The sequence below is a fragment of the Bradyrhizobium sp. CCGB20 genome (assembly GCF_024199855.1).
In the GTDB taxonomy this organism is placed as follows: domain Bacteria; phylum Pseudomonadota; class Alphaproteobacteria; order Rhizobiales; family Xanthobacteraceae; genus Bradyrhizobium.
On sequence record NZ_JANADN010000001.1, the window covers coordinates 7,741,315 to 7,762,952 of the forward strand.

A 21,638-nucleotide genomic window follows, 5' to 3' on the forward strand; every position below is an offset into this window, starting at 1 on the left:
GAGCCCTCAACTGCGCGCGGCGATCGCGATCACTTCGATGCGGAAGGCGGGATCGGCGAGCTCGACCTTGCCACAGGCGCGGGTCGGCGTATTGCCGGGCACGACCCAGGCATCATAGACCGCGTTCATGGCGTCGAAGTCGTCCATGGTCTTGAGCCAGACCTGCACGCTGAGCAGGCGCGACTTGTCGGTGCCGGCGCGCGCCAGCATGTCATCGACCTTGGCCAAGGCCTCTTTTGTCTGCTGGGTGATGTCGGCGGTCTTGGTGTCCGCGACTTGCCCTGCGAGGAAGACGAGATCGCCAAACACGGAGGCGCGGCTGCGGCGGGCGTTCTGGTCGATGCGGGTGATATCCGACATGGGATGTCCTTATTCCTTACTTGCCGGTGGCGACGATGCGGCGGCAGTGATCGAGCGCCGCGCCAATGAGGTTGTCGCTCGCCTCGGGCGTGCGGAACGCCGAATGCGCCGACAGCGTCACATTCGGCAGCTTTGTCACGGGATGACCTGCGGGCAGCGGCTCGATGGTGAAGACGTCGAGGCCGGCGTGGGCGATGTGGCCCGCACGGAGCGCATCGAGCATCGCGTCCTCGTCGACGACCGCGCCCCGCGCGGTGTTGATCAGAATGCTGCCGGGACGCATCTGGGCGATGCGCTCGCGCGACAGAAAACCCTTGGTCTCGTCGTTGAGCAGAAGATGCAGCGAGATGACATGGCTCTCGGCCAGCAGCTTCTCCAGCGACACGAACTCGACGCCCGGATGCGACTTCGGCGTCCTGTTCCAGGCGATCACCTTCATGCCGCAGCCCGCCGCCATGCGCGCGGCTTCCGCGGCAATGCCGCCGAAGCCGATCAGGCCGAGCGTCTTGCCGGTGAGCTGCATCGCGTCACGACGCAGCCAGTTGCCCTCGCGCATGCCGCGGTCCATCTCGCCGAAGTTTCGCGCGGAGGCCCACATGAGCGCGATCGCGCATTCGGCAACGGCGGTGTCGCCATAACCCTTGATGGTGTGGACGGAGATGCCGTGCTCGCCAAGCTCTTCCGGATTCATGTAGCTGCGCGCGCCGGTGCCGAGGAAGACGACATGCTTCAGCTTCGCGCACTTCCCGGCAACCGCGGTCGGCAGCGCGGTGTGGTCGACGATCATGATCTCGGCATCGCCGAGCAGGCCGGGCAGATCGTCAGGCTTGATCGAGGGATTGCGGTTGATGCTGACCGGCAGGTTCTGCGCGGCCAGCAGCTTGTCGGTCACCGCCGCCAGGGTGTCGTTCGCATCGACGAATAGGGCGCGCACAGGCCTCTCCTTCAGCTTACTTCCATATTGCGTTCAGTCTTGTATTCAGACTTGAATGCGATTTGCAATCCCTGGCTATCAGCAATTTTGCGCAATCCTGCCAAGATATTGGGCTGATTTCTGCCTTGCCGCCCAAATGGCCAGCAAATCGAAATACCGTATTGCATTTTATCCTGAATACAGAAATAGTCCAGCGGCCGGAGACGATCCGACCCAAATTCCAGGGAGACAGAGACCATGAATCGCAGGGACGCTCTCACCAAAGTCGCGCTCGCGGGCGCAGCGATTGCCGCCGTGAGCAGCTCGGCCAAGGCCGACGCGCCGGCCTCCACGCTCGACCGCATCAAGAAGAATGGCGTGCTCCGCGTCGCCGTCATCGTCGGACAGGAGCCCTACTTCCATAAGGACCTCGCCACCAACGAATGGTCGGGCGCCTGCATCGAGATGGCCAAGGACATCGCCGGCAAGCTCGGCGCCAAGCTCGAGACGCTGGAATCGACCTGGGGCAACCAAATCCTCGACCTCCAGGCCGACAAGGTCGACCTCGCCTTCGCCGTGAACCCCACGCCGGAGCGCGCGCTGGTGATCGACTTCTCGACGCCGATCCTGGTGCACTCCTTCACCGTCATCACCAAGAAGGGCTTCGCCAAGCCGCAGACCTGGGCCGAGCTCAACAAGCCCGAGGTCAAGATCGCTGTCGACATCGGCTCGACCCACGAGACGATCGCGCGCCGCTATTGCCCGAAGGCGACCATCCTCGGCTTCAAGAACCGCGACGAGGCGATCCTGGCGGTCGCGACCGGACGCGCCGACTGCAACGTCTCGCTGGCGGTGCTCTCGGTCTCGACGCTGAAGAAGAATCCGAACCTCGGCGATCTCGCGATCCCGCGCCCGCTGCTGACGCTGCCGACCAATATGGGCATCCGCGCCGAGAGCGATCGCCGCTACAAGGACTTCCTCAGCGCCTGGGCCGACTACAACCGCTCGATGGGCCAGACCCGCGAATGGATGCTGAAGGGTTTCGAAGCGGTCGGCCTCACTGCCGACGACCTCCCGAGCGAAGTGCAGTTCTGATCGATGTACGTCTGGGACTTCGCGGCGCTGAAGCCGTATTGGGGCCTGATCTGGCAAGGGCTCCTGGTCACACTGTTCTACACGGTGACCACGGTCGTCGCGGGTCTCGTGATCGGACTGTTCGTCGGCATCCTCAGGACGACGGCACCGCGCTGGGTCACGGTGCCGCTGCGTCTTTATATCGAGGTGTTCCGCTGCACGCCGCTGCTAGTGCAGCTGATCTGGGTCTATTACGCCCTGCCCGTCCTGATCGGCGTCGACATGTCGCCGGCGATGGCCTGCTTCATCGCGCTGTCGCTCTACGCCGGCTCGTTCTATGCGGAAATCTTCCGCGGCGGCATCGAGGCCGTTGACACCGGCCAGTGGGAAGCCGGCCGCGCCATCGGCATGCGCCGCGGCAAGATCTTCCGCCGCATCGTACTGCCGCAGGCGACCCAGGTGATGATCCCCTCCTTCATCAACCAGACCATCATGCAGCTGAAGAACACCTCGCTGGTGTCGGTGGTCGCGGTCGGCGACCTGCTCTACCAGGGCACGGTCATCACCGCGTCGAGCTACAAGCCGCTCGAAGTCTACACCACGATCGCCGTGCTCTATTTCGTCGTGCTGTTCCCGCTGACGCTGGTCGCGGACCGGGTCGAGCTGAAGATGGGAGCGCATCGATGACCACGAACGGCGCGACGCTGGTCGCGAGCAACATCCACAAGGCATTCGGCGACCACGAGGTGCTCAAGGGCGTCTCGCTCTCGGTCGCGCGCGGCGAGGTCGTCACTCTGATCGGCGCCTCCGGCTCCGGCAAGTCGACCTTCCTGCGCTGCCTGAACCTGCTCGAAATGCCGCAGCAGGGCGAGCTCGCGATCGGCACGCACACATTCGCCTTCGGCAAGGGCATGCGCGCCGCGAGCGATGCGCAGCTCGCACTGCTCCGCCGCAGCGTCGGCATGGTGTTCCAGCATTTTAATCTGTTCCCGCACATGTCGGTGCTCGCCAACGTCACCGAGGGCCCGGTGCAGGTGAAGGGCATGGCGCAGGCAGAAGCGAACGAACTCGGCCGCGACCTGCTCGCAAAAGTCGGCCTCGCCGACAAGGCCGACGCGTTTCCGAGCCGCCTGTCCGGCGGCCAGAAACAGCGCGTCGCCATCGCCCGTGCGCTCGCGATGAAGCCCGACGTGATGTTGTTCGACGAGCCGACTTCCGCGCTTGACCCCGAGCTCGTCGGCGAGGTGCTCTCCGTGATCCGCAGCCTGGCTGCCGAAGGCATGACCATGGTGCTGGTCACGCACGAGATGGCCTTCGCCGCCGACGTCTCCACCCGCGTCGGCTTCATGAACGACGGCATCATGGCCGAGATCGGCACACCGGAAGAAACCATCCGCCAGCCACGCAGCGAGCGGCTGAAGGCGTTCTTGAGCCGGTTCCACGAGACGCACTAAACTGCCGGCCACGACCATCCCGAAGCGGTAGAGAGACCTGATGAAACTCCGTGGCGGCTTCACGAACTACGGCGAGACGATCGGCATCCTGATGCTCGACACGAAGTTTCCGCGTCCGCGCGGCGACATCGGCAATGCGCTCTCCTATGATTTTCCCGTACGCTACAAGATCGTGCGCGGCGCGCACGCAACCAAGATCATGGGCGATCACCCCGACCCGGCCCTGCTCGATCCGTTCATCGCGGCAGCGCGCGAGCTGGAGTCCGAGGGCGTCAAGGCGATCACGACGAGTTGCGGTTTCCTCGCCCCATTCCAGAAGCAGCTCGCCGCTGCGGTGAACATCCCGGTCTTCACCTCGAGCCTGATCCAGGCCCCGCTGATCCACGCCATGCTGCCGCCGGGCAAGGTCATCGGCGTCTTCACCGAGCGCGGCCATCACATGAATGACGGCCATTTCCGCGGCGTCGGCTGGTCGCAGGACGACATCCCCGTCCAGGTCCAGGGCATGAAGCCCGATGCGCAATTCCCGGCGACCTACATCCTCGGACGCGAGGAACTGGACACCGACGTGCTGCGCGCGGAGATGATCGAGATGACGGAAGCCTTCATGGCTTCATGCAAAAATCCCGGCGCGATCCTGTTCGAGTGCACCAACATGTGCCCGTTCTCGAAAGACGTCGCCGAGGTCTCGAACCTGCCGGTGTTCGACATCAACACCCTGATCAACTTCTTCTATCGCGCGGCCCATCCGGTGCCGTTCCTGAGCTGAGCACGACCTCGGTCCAGACCCGCGTGGTACGGAACTTGTTGAAGGTCCAGGCTGGGCCGACTGCCTACATCTGTGTAGATTGATTTATCTCAAGACTACATCCGAAAGGCGAGCCCAGCTTACCTATGCAAGGCAGCGATACGTCCAGACAATCGGGAGGTAAAGCATGTACCGGCATATTCTCATTCCGACAGACGGGTCTGAGCTAGCAGAGCGTGGAGTAGCGCAGGGGTTGGCGCTGGCGAAATCCCTTGGAGCCACGGCAACCATCATCTTCGTTGTGGAACCATTCTCTGAAGTGTCGAGCCGGTTCCTTGAGGCCGTCGTAGCCTATGTCGAGTTCCGCAAGCAGCAGGCCACGAGCGTGCTCGATAGTACGGCAAATGCCGCCAGGACGGCCGGAGTCTCGTGCCAGACGCTTCAAGTGGAGAGCGGGCAGCCCCATCAAGCCATCATCGCTGCAGCCGCGGACAAGGGATGCGATCTCATCGTCATGTCGTCGCACGGGCGCAGCGGAGTTGCCGCGCTTCTCATCGGTAGCGTGACGAGCAAGGTGCTGACGCACGCGAAGATACCCGTGCTGGTCTGTCCATGAACATCCAGGCCCGCGTTGAGGCCAAATCAGCGCACCGCGAAATAGAGACCTTGTCGTCGAGAAAGGGAGCTCGCAAATGTACGCCCATATTCTCTTGAGCACGGATGGATCGGATGTCGCGCGGCACGGCCTCGAGCATGGAATTGCATTGGCCAAGGCACTGAAGGCCAAAGTGACGGTCATCGCCGTAACGGAACCGCTGCCGATCGACTACGGAAGCGGACATGCCTCAGGCTGGATACCCTCCCAGCGGGAAATTGATGCCTTCGACGCGGCCTCCAAACAGCGTGCGGACAAATTCCTCGGTGAAGCGCGCGCCATGGCGGAGCAGGCCGGAATATCAGCAGAGCTCTTGCATGTTCCAAACGCGCACCCGGCCACCACGATTATCGCAACGGCAAAGTCCGCAGGTTGCGACTTGATCGTCATGGGCTCACATGGGCGTCGGGGTCTCAAGAAGTTATTCCTCGGGAGTCAAACATCGGAGGTCCTGGCGGACGGAAGCGTGCCGGTGCTGGTCGTCCACTGATCCCGGGAAACACCGACGTTGCTGCCTGACACGCAGGCACGACGGTAGCGAGGTCGACCCTGCTTCAAGCCGATAGCCTCGAGCGACACCGATCGCTCTGAAGGCGCGGCAAAAACCCACACCATGGTCTTCGTGCGAATTTGCAAATGCCGCGGGCGCGACGTTTGACAGCATCGGCGGTTGAGCGGCACGCTGAACTTGCCGGCTAAAAGTTCGACGACGCTCGCTGGAGCGTGCTTGTTCGACCTCACGTCCCGCAAGGACGCGCGAAAGGATACCGATATGATCGAGCTCACGGTCAATGGGATCAAGCGCGAGGTCGACGTTGTACCCGAGATGCCCCTGCTCTGGGTGCTCCGCGACGAGCTCGGTATCACCAGTCCGAAATACGGGTGCGGGGTCGCGCAATGCGGCGCCTGCACCGTGCAGATCGACGGAGCGGCGGTGCGATCCTGTCAGGCGCGCATCGGTGATCTCGCCGGCAGGGCCGTCGTCACGCTCGAAGGGCTGGACAATCGAGACCAGCACCCGGTGCTCCAGGCCTGGATCGAACATCAGGTCCCGCAGTGCGGCTACTGCCAGACCGGCCAGATCATGCAGGCCATTTCGCTGCTTGGATTGATCGAGAAGCCGACGGACGAGGACATCAACGAGGTGATGTCGGGTAATCTCTGCCGCTGCGGGACCTATCCCCGCATCCGCACCGCGATCCATGCGGCCGCTGCAAAGATGGCGGAGAAGTGAAATGGGCGAGATCCAAAGGCTGTCCCGCCGCGCTTTCGTTTTCGGCTCCGCCGCCATCGCCGGCGGCATCGCATTCGGCGCCTTTGGCGATGCCGCGCAAGCCGCGACGGCCAGCGACAATCCTCTGGCCGTCGGACTTGGGCCTGACGCCGTGACCTTCAATCCCTGGGTCGAGATCAGTCCCGAAAAAATCACGCTCATCGCGCAGCACGCCGATATCGGCCAGGGCGTCGGCTCGGTGCAGCCGATCATGATCGCCGAAGAGATGGACCTCGATCCCGGCCAGTTCGAGATCCGCTTCGCAGGGCCGAGCCCCGCCTACTTCAACACCGGCTTCGCAGACGAGTTCGCGCCGTTCGTGGCCGCGGACCAGAGTCCGGCCGCCGAGGAAGCGCGCGCCGCCACGCTCGAATGGCTGAGGAAGGCCGGCCTGCAAATGACGGGCGGGTCGAGCACGATCCCCGACACCTATGAAAAGCTTCGCGTTGCCGGCGCAGTCGCGCGCGAGACGCTGAAGGCGGCCGCCGCCAAACGATCGGGCGTTGCTGTGACCGACCTCCGCACCCAATCCGGCCATGTGATCCTGCCCGACGGGAAGAAAATTGCCTATGTCGAGCTTGCGGCGGAAGCTTCAAGGATTCCGCCGGTGCTCGACGCGAAGCCGCGCGACCCGTCGAAATGGCGCATGCTGGGCAAGCCGATGACGCGGCTCGACGTTCGCGCCAAGGTCATGGGCGAGCTGAAATTCGGCATCGATATGAAGATGGACGGCATGCTCTACGCCTCCGTCAAGCTGAACCCCAACAAGGGGCAGCCGCTGAAATCGTACGACGCGAGCAAGGCGCAGGCGATGCCGGGGGTCAAGAAGATCCTCGAAATCAAGAACGGCGTCGCGGTGATCGCGACGAACAGCTGGTACGCGATCAAGGCGGCCGACGCCATCATATGCGAATGGGCGCCCTCGGTGTATCCTGCCGAGCAGGCCGACCATTGGAAGGTTCTGGAATCCTCGTTCAAGCCGGAATTTCTCGGCAAGGAGTGGCGGAAGATCGGCGATATCGAAGCTGGCCTGAAGACCGGCAAACTCGTCGAGGCCGAGTATCGCGCACCCTACGTGGCGCATCAGCCGCTCGAGCCGCTGAACGGCATCGGCCTCGTCACCGACAAGGGGATGGAGATCTGGGTCAGCCATCAGAGCCCCCGCTTCGTGCAGTCCGTCGCGGCGACCGCAATCGGCCTTGCGCCGGAACAGGTCACCTTCCACAATCAGTGGGCTGGTGGAAGTTTTGGTCACCGTCTCGAGTACGAGAACGTCCGCGTTCTCGCCGAGATCGCAAACCAGATGAAGGGAACACCGATCAAGCTGGTGTTCTCGCGCGAGGAGGATTTCCTCCAGGACATTCCGCGGCAGATTGCGATCGCCCGGCATCGCGGCAGCATCGACAAGGGCAAGATCGTCGCAGCCGATCTGCAACTGGCTTCGACTGCCCCGCTCAAGGGGCTGCTCGAGCGTTCGGGCACCCCCTCGAAGGATCCCGACGGGCAATTGGCCGCCGGCCTGTGGAACGTCTACTACGACATCCCCAATTTCCGGGCGACGAGCTACGAGGCGCAAGGATTATCGCCGAGCACGACTTGGCGGTCGGTCGGCGCCTCGACATCGGGTTTCTTCACCGAGAGCTTCATCGACGAGCTGATCCATGCGGCGGGCCTCGATCCCATGAAGGCCCGCATCGCGATGTGCACCGTGCCAACCTACCGCAAGGTGCTGGAGACCGTCGCGGAGATGTCGGACTGGAACGGACCGCTCGGCAACGGCAGGGGCCGCGGCGTGGCGTTCGTTGAGTCCTTCGGCACACCGACAGCCGAGGTCGTCGAGGTCACGAAGACGGAGCGCGGCATCAGGATCGACAAGGTCTGGATCGCGGTCGATGTCGGCAAGGTCGTCGATCCCGTCAACTTCGAGAACCAGGTTCAGGGCGGCGTCATCTGGGGGCTCGGCCACGCCATCAACTGCGAGCTCACTTACGCCAAGGGCGCGGTGCAACAGACCAATTACAATCACCACGAAGCGATGCGGATCTACCAATGTCCCGTCATCGAAGTGCGCGGGCTTGAGAACGACCCCAAGGTGAGAGGTGTTGGAGAGCCGCCCGTTCCGCCGGCCGCGCCCGCACTTGCGAATGCGATCTTCGCGGCGACCGGGCAGCGCATCCGCGAAATGCCCTTCAACAAGTTCATCGATTTCGTGTGAGGCGGGCCATGAAGAGATCTCTGATCGCGCTCGCCCTCGCCGCTTCCGCGATTGCGGGCCTCACCGGACTTGTCGCGGCCAAGGACGAGACCACCAGGGATGCGCTGCCCCCGGGTAGCGTCAGCCGCGCCGAGGGGCTGGAGGCGTGGAAGCGGATCGAAGCCGTGGTGACGCATCCGCGCTGCGCCAACTGCCATGTCGACGCCAGGGCGATCCCGATTTGGACGCCGGCGGGCGAAACCAGGCCGCGCGTGCATGGCATGAACGTCCACGGTGGTGACAGCCGCATCGGGGCCGAGAAGATTGCCTGCTCGACCTGTCACATGACCTCGACGCAGGCGAACGATCCGGCACCATCGCCGCCGCGCGCCGGCATCGACTGGCAGCTCGCCCCGGTCGAGTTCATCTGGTTCGGCAAGAGCGGCGCCGAGATCTGTGCGCAGATGAAGGATCCCAAGCGCAATGGCGGTCGCGACGCCGTTGGTCTCCTGGCGCATTTGCGGCATGACGCATCGTTGAACGGCTTCATCCCGCGCGGATGGGCACCCGGAGCCGGCCGCACGACGCCACCGGGCACCTTCGAGGATCACGTCAAGGACATGGCAATGTGGGGCGCTGCCGGCCAACCCTGTCCGAACTGACAGCAGGGCTATCTGTCTCCGCCTCGCACCCACCCCGTCGCGATCGCGCTCGCCCAAACGAGCATGCCCTTGCTGCGTGCCAGTGCGGCCATGGCCGTGGTGTCATAGGGCACATAGCGGATGGTCGCGAGCCAGCCTCCTCGGGCATACTCCAGAATTGCGTAGCACGCATGCGGCGTGCCGACCTCGACGACGTAGGGAACGGGCAATTTCCCGTCATAGCCGGGCAATCCAACGCTGCCGGGATTGACAACCAGCCGGCCATCTCTCAGACGCAGCACCCTCGGAATGTGCGTGTGTGCGCACAGGATCATCTCGGCGTCGATCCCCTCGGCTTCGGCCTCGATAGCGTCAATCCCGCTCGGACGCGCACAGCCGTCGCCGGCGATGTGGTCGAGCCAGAAAGCAGCGTCATCCCTTGGCGATCCATGGCACAGGAAGACCCGTTCCTGGTACGTGAGCGTGGATGGCATGCTGGCCATCCACTCGAAATGCTTGCGCTCGAGCTCACGAAAATCGCTGCGCGCCGAAGTGCCGGCCTGCCGGAGCTCCAGCAGGATTCGATCCTGATCACCTTGTATGGACGGAAAGCCCCGCTCCATCAGCAAATCTGCGGTTCGGGCCGCTTCCAGCGGACCGCTGACATGGTCGCCGAGGTTCACGACCTCGTCGATGCCGAGCGTGGCGATGTCCGCAAGGACGGCTTCAAGTGCAGGTCGATTCCCGTGTACATCCGCGATGGCAGCAAACTTCATGTGACCCTCCCGTTCGAGATGGCCGACGATTCACGCGATGCGGGATAATGCAGGACTGGCGGTTCTCTTTAGCTGCATTTATAGAAGCGCCCGCAAGCTGAGGATCAAATCGGCGCTGACGGAAGAATTACACACTCAAGGTGGCCGGGCAAGCGATGCGAGTTGCGAACTGTCGGACAGTGGCGGCGTGACCTCCAGGCAATAACCCGCTAGGCTCACCGTACAAGAACAAGAGGAAACGCCAATCGTGTACGACTTCATCATCGTGGGCGGCGGCTCGGCGGGGTCCGTGCTGGCCCACCGGCTCTCCGCGAAGAGCGCCAACAAGGTCCTGCTGTGCGAAGCCGGACAGGACACACCGCCGGGCAACGAGCCCGCCGAGATCAGGGACAGCTATCCCGGCACAGCCTATTTCGACCCGCGCTTCCACTGGACCGATCTCAAGGTCACGACGCAAATCGTCAGCCACAACAATCCGAACGAAGGGCGTCCGCCCTTACGCAAATACGAGCAGGCGCGCGTGCTGGGCGGCGGCTCGTCGATCAACGGCCAGATGGCCAATCGCGGTGCGCCGACCGACTATGATGAATGGGACGCGCGGGGTGCCGAAGGCTGGCGCTGGAAGGACGTGCTGCCCTACTTCAAGAAGGTCGAACGCGACCTCGACTTCGACGGGCCGTACCACGGCAAGGACGGCCGAATTCCGGTCCGCAGAATTCCGCGGGAGCACTGGACGCGGCATTCGCAGGCATTCGCCGAGGCCTTCCAGCAGGCGGGGCATCAGTTCCTGCCCGACCAGAACGGCGAGTTCGTCGACGGCTTCTTCCCGGTGACGCATTCCAACCAGGCCGAGCAACGCGTCTCGGCCGCGATGGGCTATCTCGACCGCGACACGCGCAAGCGCGCCAATCTCACGATCTCCACCAACACGCAGGTTCGGGAGTTGCTGTTCGAGGGCACGCAATGCGTCGGCGTGAAGGCTGTGGTCGACGGACGCGAACAGGAGTTCCGCGGCCGCGAGATCATCCTCTCCAGCGGCGCGATCCACTCGCCGGCGCATCTGTTGCGCGCCGGCATCGGCCCGGTCGGCCACCTCAAGGATATGGGCATTCCCGTCCTAATGGGGCTGGCGGGCGTCGGCCAGCGCCTGATGGACCATCCCTCGATCTCGCTGTCGTCCTTTGTCCGCCGCGGCGCACGCATGAACGAGCACACCAGGCGTCACATGCAGCTTGGCCTGCGTTATTCGTCCGGGCTGTCAGGCGTACCGAAGGGCGACATGTTCGTCGTCCTGCTCAGCAAATCGGCCTGGCACGCGGTGGGCGAGCAGATCGGCTCGCTGCTGACCTTCGTCAACAAGACCTATTCCGAGACCGGGCAGGTCAAGCTTGCCTCGCGCGATCCCGCGGCCGAGCCGATCGTCGAGTTCAATTTGCTGTCCGACCGGCGCGACCTCGATCGCCTGATGAGCGGCTTCCGCAAGATGGCGGCCGTGCAGATGAGCGACGTCGTGAAGACGGTGACGGACAAGCCGTTCCCGGCCGCCTACACCGACAAGGTCCGCAAGATCGGCGTGGTCAATACCAAGAACAGGATCCTGACCAAGATCGCCGCAACCTTGATGGACGGACCGGCCGCGCTGCGGCACTATCTGATCGACAATTTCGTGGTCGAAGGTTTCACCTTCGATGACGTGATGAACGACGACGAGGCGCTCGAAGCCTTCGTCCGCAAGGCGACCATCGGCGTCTGGCACGCCTCGTGCTCGTGCCGCATGGGCCGGGCCGACGATCCGATGGCGGTGGTCGACAATCAGGGCCGCGTCAAGGGCATCCAGGGTCTGCGCGTCGTCGACGCCTCTATCTTCCCGGTGGTGCCTTGCGCCAACACCAATTTCCCGGTGCTGATGTCGGCGGAGAAGATCGCGGCGGCGATGGTGCAGTGAGCCGTGACGTTCGAGACAAGAACTGGATGGCCGGGACAACGAGCCCGGCCATGATGCCGGCGGGGCTTCAGTCCCGCGAGACTCGCGGTGTCGAGGGCGTGACGTTCGCCGGCGTGTGGAAGTCGAGGCGCGCGCGGTTCTCCTCGCGCACACCGCTATCGTCGCCGAACTCAACATATTTCTGGGTATCCGGAGCCCACTGCGGCCACGGCGTCGCCGACGTGCCGGGATTGCCGGTTCGCGCGAACGCGACCAGCGTATCCATCATGCGTTCGGACATTGCGCGATCGAATTCGGTCCAGACCCGCGTGGTACGAAACCTGTTGAAGGAGTCCTGGGTCCCGAACCAATAGGGCACGTCGGACGTGTGGTAGGCGCCGATTTTCTGCGGACTGTCGAAGAACTGCACGTCCTTCGCGAACGGGTGCACCCGCGAGAACATGTACATGTAGAACGGCGCCTTGCCGTTCTTCGACTGCGCCATAGCCCAGTTGCGCGTGCCGATCTCGACCAGCCCCTCGCGCGCGGCGAGCAGGCCCATCGCCTTGGCCTCTTCGTCAGTCTTCGCCGGATAGAGCGCGAGGAAGCGGTCGGCTTGGTCGCCATAGAGTTTTCGCGCAGCCGCGACGTAGCCTTCCAGATTGGCCGCGGTGCGGAGATCGTTAGAACTTTCGTCGCTGGTGAAGCCTGCGACAGTTGCGACGTCGTTCTGCTTCCCGGCGGCAAAGATGTTCGGCACGGTATCGGGCAGGACGTAGCCGTCGATGTCGGGCGTGACCGCGATCGTTCCGGCGCAGCCGAGCTGGCAATCCTTCTGGATCGCAAGAATCTTGTCGGCCTGGATCAGCCGCATCTCGGCGAGCGAGGACGCGCCGAGCGCCGTCTGCACCTCGAGGCCGATCTTCTCGGCGGCCGGCAGCGCCGGGAATTTGAAGCGATTGTCGAACATGCTCAGACTCATCGCGAACCCGCGATGGAACAGGCCCTTCGCCAGCGGGCTCGCCTCCAGCGCGGACACCGACATGGCGCCCGCGGACTGTCCGGTGATGGTGACGCTGTCGGGATCGCCGCCGAACGTCGCAATGTTGCGCTTGATCCATTGCAGGGCCGCGATCTGGTCCATCAGGCCATAATTGCCGGAGGCACGGTGCGGCGATTCCGCGGTTAGCTCGGGATGGGCGAGATTGCCCAAAATGCCGACGCGATAATTGAAGCTGACGAAGATCGTGCCCTTCTTCGCAACGTTCTCGCCGTCATACATCGCCATGCCGCTGGAACCGAGCGTGAAGCCGCCGCCATAGATCCAGACCACGACCGGCAGTTTCGCGCCCGATTTCGCATCCGGGCTCGCCCAGATGTTGAGATAGAGGCAGTTCTCGCTGGTCGCCTCCTCGCCGAAATAATGATTGAGATTGTGCCGGCGCAGCACCTGGATGCACTCCGGTGCCAGCCGGTCGGCATGATAGACGCCCTTCCAGGTCTCGACCTTCTGCGGCTCGCGCCAGCGCAGGTCGCCGAGCGGTGGCGCAGCATAGGGGATACCGAAATAGGCCTTCATGCCGGATGGCAGCACCTTGCCGGAGACAGCGCCGCTGTCGATGCTGACGGGATCTTCCGGGATCGGCGTCGCGACGATCTGCGCCGGCGCCGGCTCGACCGCCAGCAATGAGAGGATTGAGGCTATCGCGAGAACCGCGCGCGAGAGCACGCGCCCACTGTCTGAAACGCCCATCTGATCTCCCCTTTGCTTTTCTTGTCAGGCCACCGCTTCGGAACGGGACTGTTCTGTCAGTTCCGCCCACACGCGGAAGCGCGCGCCTTCATTGTGAGGCACAATATGGAACGGCTGGCCGAAGATTGCGAGCGGCTCCTTGGCCGGCTCGAACCGCGGCCAGGCTTCCGCGACATCCGGCATACCGGTCGCGACGAAGCGCAGCACACCCGCCTGAAACCGCGCCGCCACATCGATATCGGCGGGCGTCATCGGTCCGCCCTTGCGCTTGAGGATCGGGCGGTCGATGAAATCAGGCAGGTGCGCCCACAGGCACGCGTTGTCCGCGCCATGGGTCGGTCCCTGCGACAGGAACGGCTCCAGCGCCGGACGATGGTCGAACCGGCTCAGCCACGCCGCGCCACCCGCCGCAGCATGAAGCCGCGCGAGATCGGCCATCGGGCGATGCCAGAACGCATCCGAGAGCAGCGCCTCGTACGGATCCTCGTCGAGACGCGCGGTGGCGCGGTAATAGGACAGCAGGCGGCACCAGCCGGCATCGCCAAACGCCGCGCGCACCTGCCGCTCGGTGGTGCGGATCATTGCTGCAGGTGGCGTGCTCTTCAGGAACATCACCATCTCGTCGCGGCAGGAGCCGAGCCAGAGCGGAATGTCGCGCAAGGTCCCGTCGGCAAAGACATCGCGCGGCTCGCGCGGGATCACCGTGCCGTCGAGCACGGGACCGAGCACGGTACCCTGCTCCGTCTCGTCCGCGAGCCTGCGGCCGACGCGCTCCATAGCCGCGAACAGCTTTGGCAGCGGCACAGCCGTGATCGCGCTGGGATCGCCTGCGAATTCGAGCTCGTCGAGCACGCGGCGCGCGACGTCGTCGGCATGATCGGCGCTCATGATGTTGCGCCCGGGCGCACTGAGCGCGAGGGCACGGATGAACTTGCCTCGAGCTTGCGGCAGGGTGGCAAGCGCAATCACGATCGAAGCACCGGCGGACTGACCGGACAACGTGATCGCATCCGGATCGCCGCCAAAATTGGCGATGTTGGCGCGCACCCAGTCGAGCGCGGCAAGCGCGTCCAACATGGCGAGGTTGTTGGCCTCCTCAAAGCCATGGCGATGCAGTTGCAGGAAGCCGAGCGGCCCGAGCCTGTAGTTGATGGTAACGATCACGGCCGGACCGTGCGCGGCGAGGAAGGAGCCGTCGTAATCGGCGCCGCCGCCGGTGACGAAGGCGCCGCCATGGATGAAGAACTTGACCGGCAGCGGGCGATCTGGCCCCGCCGGCGACCAGATGTTCAGGCTGAGACAGGTTGCCTCGTCCGCATCGAGATGGCCGGGCTGCGGCGCGTAAGTGCCGTAGTCCGTGCATTGCCGCGGCTCCGTCCACCCGCGCGGCGGCGCCGGCTTGGCAAAGCGCTGCGCAGTTGCGAACGGTACGCCCTTGAACGCACGTACTCCGTTCTGCTCGGCACCGAGAACCGGCCCGCTCGTGGTCGGAACTGCATTCGTCAACATGCGATCGTCACCTCTGCTGTCAACCACGCTGCCTGCCGAGGTCGGCGATGTCGACCTTGTGCGTCTCGCGCGCGGTCGCCGCCGCCGCTGCCGAGATCACGCAGCAGCAGGCAACGAAGGTCGCAACGGGAACCCAGCCGTTCGGCCCCTCGCCGACCAGGCTCGCGCTCACCAGCGGCGTGAAGCCGGCGGCGAGGAAGCCGAGCTGCGTGCCGATCGCGGTGCCGGAATAGCGCACGCGCGCCTCGAACATCTCGGCATAGAAGGACGGCCAGATCGCGTTCGGCGCGGCGTAGATGACGCCCGAGAGGACCATCGCCGCGGCGAAGATCGCCAGCGTATTCCCCGACGTCACCAGCATGAAGTACGGGAACACCAGCACGGCGCAGCCGAGCACGCCGCCGATGAACACCGGCTTGCGGCCGATCTTGTCGGCCAGCAGGGCCCACAGCGGCTGGGTGATCAGCGCGGTGACATTGCCCAGCACGCCGGCCCACAGCATGGTCGGACGCGCCACGCCGAACTTGCTGGTGGCATAGCCGAGCGCGAACACGGCGGTCATGGTGCTCACGGTCGCGATCAGCGCGCAGACGATGACCCGCAGCACGTCGGGCCAGTAATCGCGCAGCAGCGCGACGACCGGGAAGCGCGCCACCTGCGCCTTGTCCTTGATGTCCTCGAAGACAGGCGTTTCCGGCATGGTTCGCCGCACCAGATAGGCAACGACCAGAACGACGAACGACAGCAGGAATGGAACGCGCCAGCCCCAGCTCAGCAGTTGGTCCTCAGGCAGGCTCGACACCGGGATGAACACCAGCGTTGCGAGGATCGCACCGGCCTGGGTGCCGCTCAGCGTCCAGCTCGTGAAGAAGGCGCGGTTGGAATTGGCGGAATGCTCCAGCGTCAGCGAGTTCGCCCCGCTCTGCTCGCCGGCCGCCGAGAGGCCCTGCAAAAGGCGCAGCAGCGTCAGGATGACAGGCGCGGCATTGCCGATCGCCTTGGCGTCCGGCAACAGGCCGATCGCGAGCGTCGAGCCGCCCATCAGCACCAGCGTGAACAGCAACACCGTCTTGCGGCCGATGCGGTCGCCGAAATGGCCGAGAATGACGGCGCCGACCGGGCGCGCGATATAGCCGATGCCGAAGGAGAGCAGCGCGAGCAGCGTCGCGGTCGAGGGATCGACATTGGCGAAGAAAACTTTTGGAAAGATCAGCGCCGCCGCGGTGCCGTAGATGAAGAAGTCGTAGTATTCGAGCATGCTGCCGACGAAGCTGACCAGCGCAGCGCGCTTGGGCAGCTTGTTCGGCGTAGCTTCTGCGCTGGACGACGCCTGCAGCGGTGCGGTTGACGTCAACGTCATTGAATTCTCCTCCCCATGTGTCCGTTGCGGCTCGCGTCGGGCGGTCGCCCTGCGAGCATTTTCTGGTTCTTGTTGCCGCAACCTTGGTTTGGATCCATAATGTACGAACTAGTACGTTTACGCAATACGCTTTGGATCGATGCCTGAACAGGCGAAATTTGCCTTCACCTTCAAGGCGATCCATGGAAACTGGCGGGAGAAACAGCAATGCTCGAGCGCATGCCGCCCCCATCGAAGCGCACCAACGATCCCGAGCGCACCAAGCGCGACATCCTCGAAGTGGCGATGGCCGAATTCGCCTCGGAGGGCTATTCCGGCGCCCGCGTCGATGCGATCGCGGCACGAACGCGCACGTCGAAGCGGATGATCTACTACTATTTCGGCGGCAAGGAGCAGCTCTACCTCGCGGTGCTGGAGGAGGCCTATCGCAGCATCCGCGCGCTTGAGGACCAGCTCGACATCGAAAGCTGCGACGCCCGCGAGGGATTGCGCCGGCTGATCGAGGCGACCTTCGACCATGACGAGCGCAACCCGAACTTCATCCGCCTCGTCAGCATCGAGAACATCCACCACGGCAAGCACCTGAAGCAGAATTTGCAACTGCGCCAGCTCAACGCCAGCGTGATCGCGACACTCGACGGCATCCTGAAGCGCGGCCGCGACGAGGGCGCCTTCCGCGACGACGTCGACGCCATCGACCTGCACCTCGCCATCTCCTCCTACTGCTTCTTCCGCGTCGCCAACCGCCATACCTTCGGCGCCCTGTTCGACCGCGACCTCAGCGAGCCCAGGGTGCTGGCGAAGAGCCGGACGCAGATCGTGGAGATGATTTTGGCGTGGTTGGGGGCGAAGGCTTAGCTGCCGCTACACACTCACTGTCGTTCCCCGCGAAAGCGGGGAATCCAGTACGCCGCGGCTTCTCGCCCAATCACTACCGTCTCGGCGTACTGGATCGCCCGATCAAGTGTTTAGCCCGGACAGATCACTGACGGGTGTTCGGAGACATAGCTGACACATCAACATTGGCTGGATTGGTCCGATTCGGGAGGCCGTCCATGCCTTGGAATGAGGTGTCAGTAATGGATCAGCGCCACGAGTTTGTGCGGCTTGCTTTGCAAGAGGGAGCCAATCGGCGCGAGCTCTGCCGCCGGTTCAACATCAGTCCTGATGTTGGCTACAAGTGGCTGGCGCGCTGGCAGGCCGGTGATCGGGAGCTGGCCGACCGCTCGCGGCGCCCGCACGCGATGCCCAGGCGGAGTGAGCCCGCGGTCGAGACGCAGGTTCTGGCTGTGCGCGACAAGCATCCGGCCTGGGGAGCGCGGAAGATCGCCCATTGCCTGAAGCGGGGCGGGCAGACGGTGCCTGTGCCGTCAACGGTGCACCAGATCCTGTGCCGGAACGGCCGGGTCAGCCCCAGCGAGAATGCACCGCCAAATCCGGGGCACCGCTTCGAGAAGGAAGCTCCCAACCTGCTGTGGCAGATGGACTTCAAGGGGCACCTGCCGCTCGCCAACGGAACGCGCTGCCATCCGCTCACAATCGTCGACGATCACTCGCGCTATGTTCTGTGCCTGAAGGCCTGTGCCGACGAGCAGCGTCTGACCGTGCAGGATCACCTGACGGCGACGTTCCGCTGCTATGGCCTGCCGGAGGCCTTCTACACCGACAACGGCTCACCCTGGGGCGACACGTCCGGCATTCGTTGGACCGGACTGAAGGTGTGGCTGCTCAAGCTTGGCGTCAGGGTGGTCCATGCCAGGCCGTGCCATCCACAGGCCCGCGGCAAGAACGAACGCTTCCATCGCACCCTGAAGGCCGAGGTCTTTGCCATGCGCCGCTTCCGCACCCTCCCGGAAGTCCAGCGTGCCTTCGATGCCTGGCGGCCGGTCTACAATCTGGAGCGGCCCCACGAGGGCCTGGATATGCACGTCCCTGCCGATCGCTTCCGGCCAAGTGCCCGTGCCATGCCGGCCCGCGTTCCGAACGTCGCGTATGACAGCGGCGAGATCGTGCGCAGGGTCTCATCGACAAGACCCTACATCTCCTTCAAGGGGCGCTTCTGGAAAGTTCCCCAGGCTTTCGCACGCGAACGTCTCGCCATCCGACCGCTGGATCGTGACGGCCACTACGGAATCTTCTTCGCCAGCTGGCAGGTCGCATCCATCGACTTGACCAACGCCCAACCTGTCAGTGATGTGTCCGAACAGGTGTCAGCTATGTCTCCGGACTAAACATCAAGTCGGGCGATGACACCGAGAATGCAGCCCCCTCACCCACTCCGCTTCTGCCGCGCGCTCGCCAGCAGCACCAGCATGAAGGAGGCCGCCGTCATCAGCGTCGAGATCGCGGCGATGGTCGGATCGATCTCGTCGCGGAGCGCGGTGAACATGCGCTTGGTCAGGGGCTGATACTGGCCGCCGGAGATGAATAGCGCGACGATGGTCTCGTCCATCGCCGAGATGAAAGCGAAGATGCCGCCCGCGACCACGCTGGACTTGATCTGCGGCAGCGTCACCGCGAAGAAGCTGCGCAGGCGGTTCATGCCGAGGCTACGGGCCACCATCTCCTGCGCCGGGTCGAAGCTTTGCAAGCCCGCCAGCACCGAGATGACGACGTAGGGCAAGCCGAGCATCACGTTTGCCAGCACGAGGCCGGGCATGGTCGCGACCAGGCCGACTTTTGCATAGACGAAGAAGATGCCGACCGCAGTGATGATGATCGGCACCACCAGCGGCAGGAGCAGTGCCATATGGATGACGCGCATGATGCGCAGCTTCGACTGGCTGATCGCATAGGCGGCGGCGACCCCGCACGGCGTTGCGATCAAGACGGTCAGGAACGCGACCGTCAGCGTCACCCGCGTCGCCTGCATCCAGGCCGGGTTGGCGAAATATTGCTGGTACCAGCGCAGCGAGAACGACGGCGGCGGGAACGTCAAAAAGCGCGCGCTCGAGAACGAGATGGGCGCAATGATCAGGACGGGAAGGATCAGATAGACCAGCACCAGCGCGCTGATCACATAGAGGAAGATCCGTGCGGGCGAGGCGCGCATCATTTTTGCCCCAGCACGCGATCGAGCGAAATGAAGCGGCTGACGGCGAAGAAGATCAGGAGCACGCTGGCGAGCAGCACGACCGCGACGGCGCTCGCGGCACCAAACTGGTTGTAGAGCTCGACATTGCGGCTCACCAGCATCGACACCATCACCGTGCGGCCGCCACCGAGCAGCTCCGGCGTGATGTAGAAGCCGAGGCAGAGCACGAACACCATGGTGCAGCCGGCGAGCACGCCCGGCAACGACAGCGGCAGGAACACGCGGAAGAATGTCAGCGACGGGCTTGCGCCCAGGCTCGCGCCGGCCTGCATCAGATCGCCGGGGATCTTCTGCATGGTGGCATAGAGCGGCAGCACCATGAACGGCAGCAGGATGTGCACGGTCGCAACCACCGTGCCGAAGGTGTTGTGAACCAGCGCAAGCGGCTCGCTGATCACGTCGAGATAGCGCAGGAACTGATTGATCACGCCGGTGCGCTGGAGCAGCGCCAGCCAGGCGTAGGCGCGCACCAGCACGCTGGTCCAGAACGGCAGCACCACCAGCGACAGGATGAGGATGCTCCACCCCTTCGGCACCGCATTGGCGAGGTAGGCCACGGGATAGCCGAGCAGCAGCGCGATCAATGTGACCGCGAGGCTGATCTCGAAGGTCAGCGCAAAGCTGCGCCAGTAGATCTCTTCGGTGAAGACGCGGCGGTAGTTCTCCAGCGTGAAGCCGTCATGGTAGATCGACTGCCAGGCGAGCCAGCCGACCGGCAGCACGATCAGAGCCAAGATCACCAGCAGCGCCGGCGACACCAATGCCAGCATCAGGCCGTGCTCGCGGCGCTGATGCTTTTGCGATGGATCGGGCACGGATGTCGTCAACGCTGCCTCGCTCGCTTACTTCTGCATGAACGACGCCCAACGCTTCTCGGCGGCTTCGCCCGCGGGCGAGGACCACCAGGCGTAGGACATCAGCGCCTGCTTGGCCGCATTGGCCGGCTCGCTCGGCAATTGAGCGGCGCGCTCGGGCTTGATCACGCCGGTCTCGAACGCCTTGGGATTGCCCGGGCCGTAATCGATGTTGAGCGGCAGATTGGCCTGGTGCACGGGATCGACGGCCTCGTTGAGGAATTTCACCGCGGTGGCGAGATTCGGCGCGCCCTTGAGGATGCAGAGCGAGGTGCTCTGCAGGATACCCTGATTGTAGGTGAAGGCGACCTTGGCGCCCTCCTTCGCGACCGCGCTGACGCGGCCGTTCCAGGCCATCTCCATGTCGACCTCACCGTCGTTGAGCAGCTGCGCCGACTGCGCGCCCGAGGTCCACCACACCGTGATGTGCGGCTTGATCTCCTCCAGCTTCTTGAAGGCGCGATCGACGTCGAGCGGATAAAGCTTGTCCGGCGCGACGCCGTCGGCCATCAGTGCCGCCTCGAGCGTGGCGAACGGGTGGTTGCGCAGGGCGCGGCGGCCGGGGAATTTCTTGACGTCCCAGAAATCGGCCCAGCTGTTCGGCGCGTCCTTTGGGAACGTCTTCTGGCTGTAGGACAGCACGCTGGAATAGAATTCATAGGATACCGAATAGGGACTGCGATAGGCCTCCGGCATCGCCGCGCCGTTCGGAATCTTCGAGAAGTCGAGCTTCTCGATCAGCCCCTGCTCGCCGCCACGCAGGCAGTTGCCGGTCGGGGTGTCGACGACATCCCAGATCGGCTTGCCGCTGCCGACCTGCGTCTTGATCGCGGGCCAGGCGTCGGGGATGGAATCCTGGTTGATGGTGATGCCGAGCTTCTTGGCGGAAGGATCGAGGATCGCCACCGTCTGCGCCTGCTGATAGGCGCCACCTTGCGAGACGAAGGTGATCTGCTCGGCGGCATCAGCCGCACTGGTCAATCCGATCGCACCCAGCAGCGCGCAGCTCAATCCAAACTTCTGCTTCATCGTCATCCTCACCTCCTCCAAATCAAT

Annotated in this window: 21 protein-coding genes; 12 read left to right on the forward strand and 9 right to left on the reverse strand. The window is 64.1% G+C overall.

Going from position 1 to position 21,638, the window contains the following annotated elements; all coding sequences use genetic code 11:
• Positions 1-6 precede the first annotated feature (6 nt).
• On the reverse strand, positions 7-360 hold the full coding sequence (locus NLM15_RS36360; RefSeq protein WP_028160714.1) for a RidA family protein: 354 nt from the start codon (positions 358-360) through the stop codon (positions 7-9).
• A gap of 16 nt (positions 361-376) precedes the next feature.
• Positions 377-1,294 (reverse strand): NAD(P)-dependent oxidoreductase, encoded by a 918-nt coding sequence (locus NLM15_RS36365; protein WP_254122723.1) that lies wholly within the window; start codon positions 1,292-1,294, stop codon positions 377-379.
• A gap of 237 nt (positions 1,295-1,531) precedes the next feature.
• On the opposite strand from NLM15_RS36365, the gene NLM15_RS36370 reads away from it, so the two are divergent.
• The 9 genes from NLM15_RS36370 to NLM15_RS36410 all read left to right on the forward strand — a co-directional run bounded on the left by NLM15_RS36370 (position 1,532) and on the right by NLM15_RS36410 (position 9,333).
• Complete coding sequence (locus NLM15_RS36370) at positions 1,532-2,368, forward strand: transporter substrate-binding domain-containing protein (protein ID WP_254122725.1); 837 nt, start codon at positions 1,532-1,534, stop codon at positions 2,366-2,368.
• Between the two features lie 3 nt (positions 2,369-2,371).
• Positions 2,372-3,034 (forward strand): amino acid ABC transporter permease, encoded by a 663-nt coding sequence (locus NLM15_RS36375; RefSeq protein WP_254122726.1) that lies wholly within the window; start codon positions 2,372-2,374, stop codon positions 3,032-3,034.
• A complete protein-coding gene (locus tag NLM15_RS36380; protein WP_254122727.1) occupies positions 3,031-3,801 on the forward strand; it encodes an amino acid ABC transporter ATP-binding protein in 771 nt (256 codons plus the stop codon). The genes NLM15_RS36375 and NLM15_RS36380 overlap by 4 nt, the downstream gene beginning before the upstream one ends.
• Positions 3,802-3,841: 40 nt before the next feature.
• Positions 3,842-4,570, forward strand: a complete 729-nt coding sequence (locus tag NLM15_RS36385; protein WP_254122728.1) for an aspartate/glutamate racemase family protein — start codon at positions 3,842-3,844, stop codon at positions 4,568-4,570.
• 166 nt (positions 4,571-4,736) lie between these two features.
• Positions 4,737-5,165: a universal stress protein gene (locus tag NLM15_RS36390; RefSeq protein WP_254122730.1), complete on the forward strand. Its 429-nt coding sequence runs from the start codon at positions 4,737-4,739 to the stop codon at positions 5,163-5,165.
• Positions 5,166-5,241: 76 nt separating this feature from the next.
• Positions 5,242-5,694: a universal stress protein gene (locus tag NLM15_RS36395; protein ID WP_254122732.1), complete on the forward strand. Its 453-nt coding sequence runs from the start codon at positions 5,242-5,244 to the stop codon at positions 5,692-5,694.
• A gap of 282 nt (positions 5,695-5,976) precedes the next feature.
• On the forward strand, positions 5,977-6,438 hold the full coding sequence (locus NLM15_RS36400) for a (2Fe-2S)-binding protein (RefSeq protein ID WP_254122734.1): 462 nt from the start codon (positions 5,977-5,979) through the stop codon (positions 6,436-6,438).
• 1 nt (position 6,439) lies between these two features.
• Positions 6,440-8,692, forward strand: a complete 2,253-nt coding sequence (locus NLM15_RS36405) for a xanthine dehydrogenase family protein molybdopterin-binding subunit (protein ID WP_254122736.1) — start codon at positions 6,440-6,442, stop codon at positions 8,690-8,692.
• Between the two features lie 8 nt (positions 8,693-8,700).
• Positions 8,701-9,333, forward strand: a complete 633-nt coding sequence (locus tag NLM15_RS36410; protein WP_254122738.1) for a hypothetical protein — start codon at positions 8,701-8,703, stop codon at positions 9,331-9,333.
• 8 nt (positions 9,334-9,341) lie between these two features.
• Here the strand turns inward: NLM15_RS36410 and NLM15_RS36415 are convergent, their stop codons facing one another.
• Entirely contained in the window at positions 9,342-10,088 is a 747-nt protein-coding gene (locus NLM15_RS36415; protein ID WP_254122740.1) for a metallophosphoesterase, read from the reverse strand.
• 247 nt (positions 10,089-10,335) lie between these two features.
• Between NLM15_RS36415 and NLM15_RS36420 the strand changes: the two genes are divergently transcribed.
• Positions 10,336-12,033 (forward strand): GMC family oxidoreductase, encoded by a 1,698-nt coding sequence (locus NLM15_RS36420; RefSeq protein WP_254122742.1) that lies wholly within the window; start codon positions 10,336-10,338, stop codon positions 12,031-12,033.
• A gap of 67 nt (positions 12,034-12,100) precedes the next feature.
• Here the strand turns inward: NLM15_RS36420 and NLM15_RS36425 are convergent, their stop codons facing one another.
• From NLM15_RS36425 to NLM15_RS36435, 3 genes are read right to left on the reverse strand one after another with little or no spacing between them, the layout of a single operon-like run.
• Positions 12,101-13,765, reverse strand: a complete 1,665-nt coding sequence (locus NLM15_RS36425; RefSeq protein WP_254122744.1) for a carboxylesterase/lipase family protein — start codon at positions 13,763-13,765, stop codon at positions 12,101-12,103.
• Positions 13,766-13,789: 24 nt separating this feature from the next.
• Complete coding sequence (locus NLM15_RS36430; protein ID WP_254122746.1) at positions 13,790-15,274, reverse strand: carboxylesterase family protein; 1,485 nt, start codon at positions 15,272-15,274, stop codon at positions 13,790-13,792.
• A gap of 19 nt (positions 15,275-15,293) precedes the next feature.
• Positions 15,294-16,634, reverse strand: a complete 1,341-nt coding sequence (locus tag NLM15_RS36435) for an MFS transporter (RefSeq protein ID WP_254122748.1) — start codon at positions 16,632-16,634, stop codon at positions 15,294-15,296.
• Between the two features lie 207 nt (positions 16,635-16,841).
• On the opposite strand from NLM15_RS36435, the gene NLM15_RS36440 reads away from it, so the two are divergent.
• Complete coding sequence (locus NLM15_RS36440; protein WP_254122749.1) at positions 16,842-17,492, forward strand: TetR/AcrR family transcriptional regulator; 651 nt, start codon at positions 16,842-16,844, stop codon at positions 17,490-17,492.
• Positions 17,493-17,689: 197 nt separating this feature from the next.
• The gene (locus tag NLM15_RS36445) at positions 17,690-18,865 is read left to right on the forward strand and encodes an IS481 family transposase (protein ID WP_254115031.1); all 1,176 of its coding nucleotides are present in this window, start codon (positions 17,690-17,692) and stop codon (positions 18,863-18,865) included.
• A gap of 38 nt (positions 18,866-18,903) precedes the next feature.
• Here the strand turns inward: NLM15_RS36445 and NLM15_RS36450 are convergent, their stop codons facing one another.
• The 3 genes from NLM15_RS36450 to NLM15_RS36460 form a co-directional block, all read right to left on the reverse strand.
• Positions 18,904-19,689 carry an ABC transporter permease gene (locus NLM15_RS36450; protein WP_254122750.1) on the reverse strand — a complete coding sequence of 262 codons (786 nt, stop codon included), beginning with the start codon at positions 19,687-19,689 and terminating at the stop codon, positions 18,904-18,906.
• The gene (locus NLM15_RS36455; RefSeq protein WP_254124594.1) at positions 19,686-20,498 is read right to left on the reverse strand and encodes an ABC transporter permease; all 813 of its coding nucleotides are present in this window, start codon (positions 20,496-20,498) and stop codon (positions 19,686-19,688) included. Before NLM15_RS36455 ends, NLM15_RS36450 begins: the two co-directional genes overlap by 4 nt.
• 72 nt (positions 20,499-20,570) lie before the next feature.
• Positions 20,571-21,617: an ABC transporter substrate-binding protein gene (locus NLM15_RS36460; RefSeq protein ID WP_254122751.1), complete on the reverse strand. Its 1,047-nt coding sequence runs from the start codon at positions 21,615-21,617 to the stop codon at positions 20,571-20,573.
• Positions 21,618-21,638 lie beyond the last annotated feature (21 nt).